The sequence below is a fragment of the Mesorhizobium sp. M7A.F.Ca.MR.362.00.0.0 genome, from assembly GCF_004023175.1.
Classification (GTDB): domain Bacteria; phylum Pseudomonadota; class Alphaproteobacteria; order Rhizobiales; family Rhizobiaceae; genus Mesorhizobium.
The window spans coordinates 1-7,138 of record NZ_RZTF01000329.1; the positions used below are offsets into that span (position 1 = coordinate 1).

Genomic DNA, 7,138 nt, shown 5'->3' on the forward strand with positions numbered 1-7,138 from the left:
TGGCGGCAACTCGGCCGACCTTCTGCAGATCGCTCATGCCGGCAATGCCGGTCGCAATTGTCAGGAAGATGACAGGTGCGATAATCATCTTGACGACTTTGATGAAGGCATCGCCGAGCGGCTTCAGGCTCTGGCCGGTTTCCGGATAGAGGTAGCCAATTGCGGCTCCCAGGACTATGGCGGCAAGCACCTGCACGTAGGTCCGGGCAAAATGGGGCTTGCGGGGCGCTGCGATCGCGCGGGGGACTCTTGGAACCAACACCGTTTCTCTCTCCCTGACCGGATCGGGGTGGGGGCTCCTCCTTCTCCCATGCTGCGCTCCGGTCGAGCGCTGCTGTCATCTCGGAGCAAGCGCCGTGCCAACTGGAGGCCTGTCCCGTCCAGCGAGATTGGTGCGGGTTGCGCACTGGAACCCTCCACCTTTGCCGGAATTTGCACTCAAGGCTCGCCAAAGATCGCGTCTGAAGAAGTGCTTCGCCAGAGAGGGAATTGACCAGGTCGCCTTGCGGCCGTGTCTTTGATGTCTGCCGCAGATCGACTGCCGGCCGATATCTCTGTCGTCTTGGTGACTTTGGTTTGTCAGTTTTGCGACGGAATGCGCGCAAACTGCAGGATATCCTACACGCCCATCAGAGCACGCGGTACAAGCGATTAAGCGTAGGAGCGCATTGAATCTCCGAGGTCAAAAAATCTTGAATAAGGTCCCCGTGCGAAGTGAATCCGCAACTCGTCAAAGTTCTCCACCGTTTGATCCAGCGGTCGCGTTTCCTGGCGCTGCAGGATGGCGTTATCTGATGGCTCAAGCGCTGGAACGCCCAGGAAATCCCAAACCGCTCCCAGGCATTGGGCAGGTTCGTGAAGTAGGCTCTCGTATTCCATTACAAGCAGGTTGGTCGACGTGAAGGAGTCCATAACGCGAGCGTGAAAATCGTCGGCGGCTTTGAAATAAGCCTCACAGTCGGCGATTGACAACCTGACGCTCGGTGGCCGAGCGGTATCGTTGTCCCAGCTGAACTTCAGCCAGTGACCGCTTTCCCTGGCCTGCACAAAGGATCGGAGCGATTCCAATACGTTTCGGCGAACAACAAGGATGACCTTGAGTGCTGGCCAACGAGCCAGTTCCGCAAAGAATGCGGGACGCTCGCGAAACTGAGGTTCATTGATCTTGCATCCAAGATGCGTCACATTCTTGTAGTCGCGCATAGGGCAGCGCACATAGGCAAGCTCAAGAAGCTCGCGATCCGTGCCTAGCAGGCGATCAGTGCTGGGCCAATTGGGATCATATTCGTTTAGCAACTCACCGTTACTCAAAACGGTTGGATGCTCGTTTAGCAATTCTTCTAAATAGTGTGTTCCGGTCCTTGGCATAGCAAGGATCACAAAAGGCTCAGGAGTTGCTTCGTTGTGGGTCATTGCATGTGTATCCAACTAAATAATGGCCGCGACGGTCTGTGGACGCGCACAAGAAGCTTGGCTGCTATCGATTGAACGCTCCGGGTGGGTCCGCGCCTCACCATCCAGCCTGTTCTTCGAGGTGTGGTCGCGAAGCTGGGCGGGTGCCTGCAGCGGCTGGGTGGCGCCCGGCTTCGGCGTTGTACCACTCGCGATTCCTAGCATACGCATGCCTCCGGGCCGCTGTGGGCAGTTTGCATCCGGCATTGCGGACCTCCTTCTGGTTAATGGGTGTAAGCAAGCGTCAACGCATTAGTCGTCGATGAAACAGTCCAGCCGACAGAAAAAAAGGCAATACAGCGAACATGCAAAGTGCGCCTATATGCAGCCCTACATTGTCGCCCAGGCGGCCGAGCATCACCGGACGGATTAGCTCGATAGAATTCGCCAGGGGCGAGAAGGCCGCAATCTGCTGAAACACTCCTGGCAATTGGCCGACTGGAAAAACCGCGCCCGAAAGGAACAGCATGGGTGTGATGACAAGCGTCTGATAGAAAATAAAATAGTGATAACTGGGCGCGAGCGCGATGACGAGCATGGCCAGGCTCGCAAAGGCGAATCCGGTGAGAGCGACGACCGGTAGCACGTAGAGAACCGACGTCCACGCGGCATAACCTAGCGCGGCCGCAACAATCGCAATTGTCGTACCGGCCAGAAAAGCCTTTGTGGCTGCCCAGGTCAATTCACCGAGAACGATGTCGCCGAGGGTAAGTTGTGTGTGCAGGATTGCTTCCCAAGTGCCCTGATCGCGCATTCGACCGAAAACCGCGTAAATTGTTTCGAAGGTTGATGCTGTCATCGCGCTCGTCGCAACCATGCCGGCTGCCAGAAAGGCGATGTAGGATGCACCTTCGATGCGGCCTACCAACAGTCCAAGGCCAGTGCCGAGCCCGAAAAGGTAAATCATCGGATCAGCAAGGGTGCCGAGCATTGAAGCAAATGCCACCTTCTTCCATGCCAGATGATTGCGGCGCCACACCGCCATCCAGTTCCAGGCGTTGGCGGGTAGAGCGGCCGCAAAACGTTCACCCATTGCTCACTTCTCCATCTCACGTCCGGTTAACCGCAAGAAAACGTCCTCCAGACTGGGTGGACGCTCTAGAATACGCAGACCCGCTCGACCGCGAAGCTGGATGCGCACATCCTCCGGCTCAGGCGCATAGCAAAAGAGCGTCTCGCCGCTTACCTCGACACGCTGAACGTACGGTCTGATCAGCGAAATCAGCTCCTGTGGATTACCGCCGAAGATCTCGATCACGTTGCACCCAATGTACTCGTCGATCAGCGCATGAGGACTGCCCTCGGCGATCTTGCGTCCCCGCTCGAGAACACACAGCCGATCACAAAGCCGCTCAGCCTCTTCCATGAAATGGGTGGTCAAAATGATCGTTTTTCCGCTCGCCAGCAGGAAACGAAGTCGCTCCCAGATCAGATGGCGGGCATGCGGGTCGAGGCCGGTCGTGGGCTCATCCATCACAAGCAACTGGGGGTCGTTGATCAGAGCACGTGCCAGCGTCAGGCGCCGCTTCATCCCGCCGGATAGCAGGCCGACACGTGAATCCGCCTTGCTCTCAAGGCGAGCGAACTCGAGCAGCCGTGGGATGACGGCGTTGATCTCTCTTGTACTCATGCCGAAGTAGCGCCCGAACACCAACAGGTTCTCACGTACCGTAAATTCCAGGTCGAGATTGTCGAACTGCGGGACCACGCCTATGCCCTTGCGGGCCAAGCGGCTGCGTGCCGGCACTGGTAGACCGAGGACTGTTATATCACCCGCGTCAGGCCGGGTCATACCGAGGAGCATACGCGCAATCGTGCTCTTGCCTGCGCCGTTAGGCCCCAGCAGACCGAAGCACTCTCCCGATGCAACGGTGAAGGACAGCCCGTCCACAACGAGCTTGTTTCCGAATAATTTGGTTACGCCGGTAAGGTCGATTGCTACATTGGACATGCGTCTATCTCAAGCGGAATGAGTCCGATTGGCCACCGGCAGCTTACTTGCGAATTCTGGTTCAGAGCAGGCCACCGCCTTGAGATGACACCTTTGGAAAGTCGCGGCCGGAGCGACGTGTGTATCGCTTCCGCCAAAGAATAACGTCAAGATGCCACGTGTCGCTTCCACATAGTCCCCGTTCTGACCATAGGTAACTCGACAAGCTTCACCCCGTGTCGACTGACACAACTTACTCGGTCACTCGGCGCTGCAAGGCCGTCAGACTTCACTAGCTGTGAGCGAAAGATCTGCAGTATGAAGTGACTCCGCAATTCCAGAATTGCCCGCAGCATTTGCTCCGCCAAGCGGCATCGCGCTTGTGATTTCCTTTGTGCTGCTGTTGGGCAGGGGAACACTTTTACGCGACAGCCAATCGCTATTGCTCAATGTACACAGGGCGTAAGCCTTCAAGGGGATCAACAGGAATATCCTGATTAACGCGTGCATTGAATAGCCGATGAATCGAAGCTGCCGAGTGCGGAAAGATAACACCGTAGATCTGATTATGGTCATCGTGACAATAGCCAGCACCGTCCACCAATTTACTGTATGTGAAAATAGTAACTCACCGAGCGCCGTTACTACCGCGATGCCGAGCAACAATGGGCCGAGATTCTCTCCCATCACATCCAAAGTTAGATAGCGATCCAGGCCACGCAGTAGACCTCGCGCAAGCATCGTGTCCCGGAAAGTGCTTCGTGCCCAGCGGAGTTGTTGGCGCAAATAAGGTCCCATCTTGTCCGGAACGACTGTCGCCGCGACGGCACCTGGAACGTACTCGGTTCGAAAGCCTGCTTTCAGCATGAGGATCGTAAGATGACGGTCTTCACCGAAGTCGCTTGGTTTCCCCCTGAACAGCTGCGTCTCGTATTGATCCAGCAGAGAAAGGAGACAAGACCGGCGGTACATTGCACATGGGCCGCAGCAGCACATGACCGCACCAAAGCGACCTTGCGCCGCGCGCTCCTCATTGCAAGCCAGCCAGTATTCCATATCGATCAATCGGGTCAACCAAGTGTCGCTGCGGTTGTATGCCGTCAGCTGGCCCATGGCCGCTCCGACCATGGAATCCCGCATTTTTACTGCAAGCTTCGTGATGACGTCGGACGCAAGTGTCGTGTCAGAGTCGACGCTGAGCACGAAATCTCCAGATGAGCGGCGGATGGCGGCGATCTGCGCCTTGCGTTTGCCAACATTTTCGCGGAGCAGAATGAAATTGAATCTCGGGTCGCCCTCGTAGGCGTGATGTACCGGGATGACGGCATTACGATTTCCAGAACCGTCGTCAACCAGATAGACCTGAAATGTTCCGGAGTAATCTTGATTTGCAATGGAAGCTAAACACGCCGCGAGTGTGCGCGGGTCCTCATTGTAGCAGGGGATAATGACATCCACGCTCGGCCAACGGTCGGATCCGAACAAGCTTTCCGACGGCGGCGTAACATTTTCCGGTTGGGAGTAGACCGCTTGCATGCCTCTGTAAACAGTCGAGAGCACCGCATAAGACGAAACGGCAACAGTACTGGCTGTGGTGAGAAGGTCCATAGGATCTCTGTTTGTTCAGGGATGTTGAGGAAGTGATCGGATTACAAATCCGCGGCCGTGCAATTCTGGAATTAGGCGTGACAACGCTGTCACCGTCTGGTCGCGCAGACTGGCTTGATTGCCTGGTTGCAATTCGTCGGGAGCGCACCCGTCGTGCAACAGCACGATTGCGCCCGGCCGGATATCGGCGAGCACTCTGTCGACGATGGCGTCAACGCCGGGGCGAGACCAGTCGCGTGGATCAATGGACCAATGGACGGGCGCCAATGCCTCACCCGCTAATGCAGCGATTACTTCTTCGGTCCAGATGCCATAGGGTGCACGAAAGTACCGAACCATGGCCTGCGGGCAAGCCATCCCTATGACTCTGTTTGCCTCAACTATCTGGCAGTCGACTTCGACGGACCCGCATTTAGCTAGGTCCGGATGAGTCATCGTGTGGTTGGCTATACCGTGGCCGTCTGTAATAATTCGGCGAACGAGTTCCGGCTCGTCGGCCGCGTAGGCCCCAACAACGAAGAAGGTCGCCGGCACCTGATGTTGCGCCAGCACATTGAGTATCTGCGGTGTGAAAAATGAATTGGGACCGTCGTCAAACGTCAGATAGACGCTGCGCTCTGCAATGCGATCGGCATTGTCACTCTGCCCTTCGCATATGTAGTCCAGAGGCTTCATAGTTCCGGACCGTTCCGGTCGATCAGGGTACCAGACGGCCACTCGTCCATCGAGCGTCCGATCGGCGAAACCAACACGAGTACGTCTTCCAGGCGCGTGGGCGGCAGGTCGGGATGCACATCTGGACGGGTCGACCGTACGCGAACGCCCGACACAATGTTCGCGAGGCCGGCTCTGCAGAATCTTTCGACATGGTTTCGCAGCGCGTGCCGAACCGTGCCGAAAGCGAATGGAACACCCAACTGATGGAGCACTGGGTACGCCACGCGCATCGAAAAACCGATTCCGAGCCCTTCAAGATCCGGACGAACCGCGTACAGGCCCAATTCAGCGACGATCAAGTCGACCTCGCCAACTTTGATGAAGCGCCGCAGCATGCCGATGTGAGCCGCTACCCCATGCGCGTCGTAGCCGATTGCGCGGAATTCCGGCCTCGCGCCGGCCCAACTGCGGCCGCCTTCGAATGGCTCCGCGTTGAAGGCGCCAGTCCGTCCATAGGTCTTTCGAAAAAAGTCGGAGAGTTCGACATGGTCGGCCAGTTGCAGCTCATTTTCCCAGCACAACTTCCACTCGACATTCGGACGCATGGAAGACCTCACCTTGTAGCTGTCTGGTTGAGATAAATGTCCAAGCATTGATTAAATAATTGGCGTCGCGCCAACGGGGCGTAACTTGTGGGGACCGCCGAAAGACCAAGCCGCAATGCAGATGCGACTGACTTTGTACGCCCCGCACACCAGATGATGCTCCTCAGATCCAACGCAACCATCGGAACTACCTATCTTTCCAACTTGAAGCGCTTCTATGGGACCTGCAGCAAAAACGGTAAAATCCTTTGTTTAGATGAAAGGTATCCACGCTTTGGATAACTGGGCGAATGCGTTCCATATGGCTGGTCAATTATCGTCGTCACGCTCGAGGCACTTCTGACGAAGCGCAAAGCTCACGCCCGCGGCACGCGCGGCCGTTGCCGGGCCGCGCGATTATCTCCGTAAGAGCCGAGTGGAGCTCAGACACGACGATTGATCAGAATCTGATTCGCGGGTTCAGTATCTCTTTCGTGTATCCAGCTCTGGGCTGTCCTTTGGCGGGAGTTAGGTTCGCCCAGGTTCTGAGCCTGGGGCGTTGGCCCGTTCGCCGCGCAGGCTCCTTCGCACATCGTCGAGGCCGAGAAAGAGGGGCCACACAGCTCCCCCTGTACTTTCCACCACCCGACACCAGCGCTCACCCAGGGCGCCGGCCTTGCTCACCTCAACGGATAGCGCACTCGCGCCGCTTCACGATTAAAAGAATTCTACAAGCAAGATGCCTGTTTGATCGAGAGACGTCCGCTGCCAATTCCCGCATCGCAGAGGCAGCCAATAGCGCTCGCTTTACATAGTGGTCCGGCAAGCAGCTAGATACGACAGGTGACCTCAAATGAGGCGTCTTGCATGGCTTCTACACCTGCCTGAATGCCAGAACTGCGTTCGT

At 56.7% G+C, this 7,138-nt stretch carries 7 protein-coding genes; all 7 read right to left on the reverse strand.

The genetic code is table 11. From position 1 onward, the window contains the following. On the reverse strand, positions 1-262 hold a 262-nt coding region (locus EOC06_RS28755), incomplete at its 3' end, for a cation:dicarboxylase symporter family transporter (protein WP_128309398.1). A 389-nt stretch (positions 263-651) separates the two neighbouring features. Next, positions 652-1,413 (reverse strand): sulfotransferase domain-containing protein, encoded by a 762-nt coding sequence (locus EOC06_RS28760; protein ID WP_127266955.1) that lies wholly within the window; start codon positions 1,411-1,413, stop codon positions 652-654. A gap of 283 nt (positions 1,414-1,696) precedes the next feature. Next, positions 1,697-2,485 (reverse strand): ABC transporter permease, encoded by a 789-nt coding sequence (locus EOC06_RS28765; RefSeq protein WP_063169398.1) that lies wholly within the window; start codon positions 2,483-2,485, stop codon positions 1,697-1,699. Positions 2,486-2,488: 3 nt separating this feature from the next. Continuing rightward, positions 2,489-3,403 carry a nodulation factor ABC transporter ATP-binding protein NodI gene (gene nodI, locus EOC06_RS28770; RefSeq protein ID WP_024505873.1) on the reverse strand — a complete coding sequence of 305 codons (915 nt, stop codon included), beginning with the start codon at positions 3,401-3,403 and terminating at the stop codon, positions 2,489-2,491. Between the two features lie 261 nt (positions 3,404-3,664). Further along, a complete protein-coding gene (gene nodC / locus EOC06_RS28775; RefSeq protein ID WP_063169399.1) occupies positions 3,665-4,990 on the reverse strand; it encodes a chitooligosaccharide synthase NodC in 1,326 nt (441 codons plus the stop codon). Positions 4,991-5,005: 15 nt separating this feature from the next. After that, positions 5,006-5,665, reverse strand: a complete 660-nt coding sequence (gene nodB, locus EOC06_RS28780; protein WP_063169400.1) for a chitooligosaccharide deacetylase NodB — start codon at positions 5,663-5,665, stop codon at positions 5,006-5,008. Further along, positions 5,662-6,252 carry a NodA family N-acyltransferase gene (locus EOC06_RS28785; RefSeq protein ID WP_063169401.1) on the reverse strand — a complete coding sequence of 197 codons (591 nt, stop codon included), beginning with the start codon at positions 6,250-6,252 and terminating at the stop codon, positions 5,662-5,664. The genes nodB and EOC06_RS28785 overlap by 4 nt, the downstream gene beginning before the upstream one ends. Positions 6,253-7,138 lie beyond the last annotated feature (886 nt).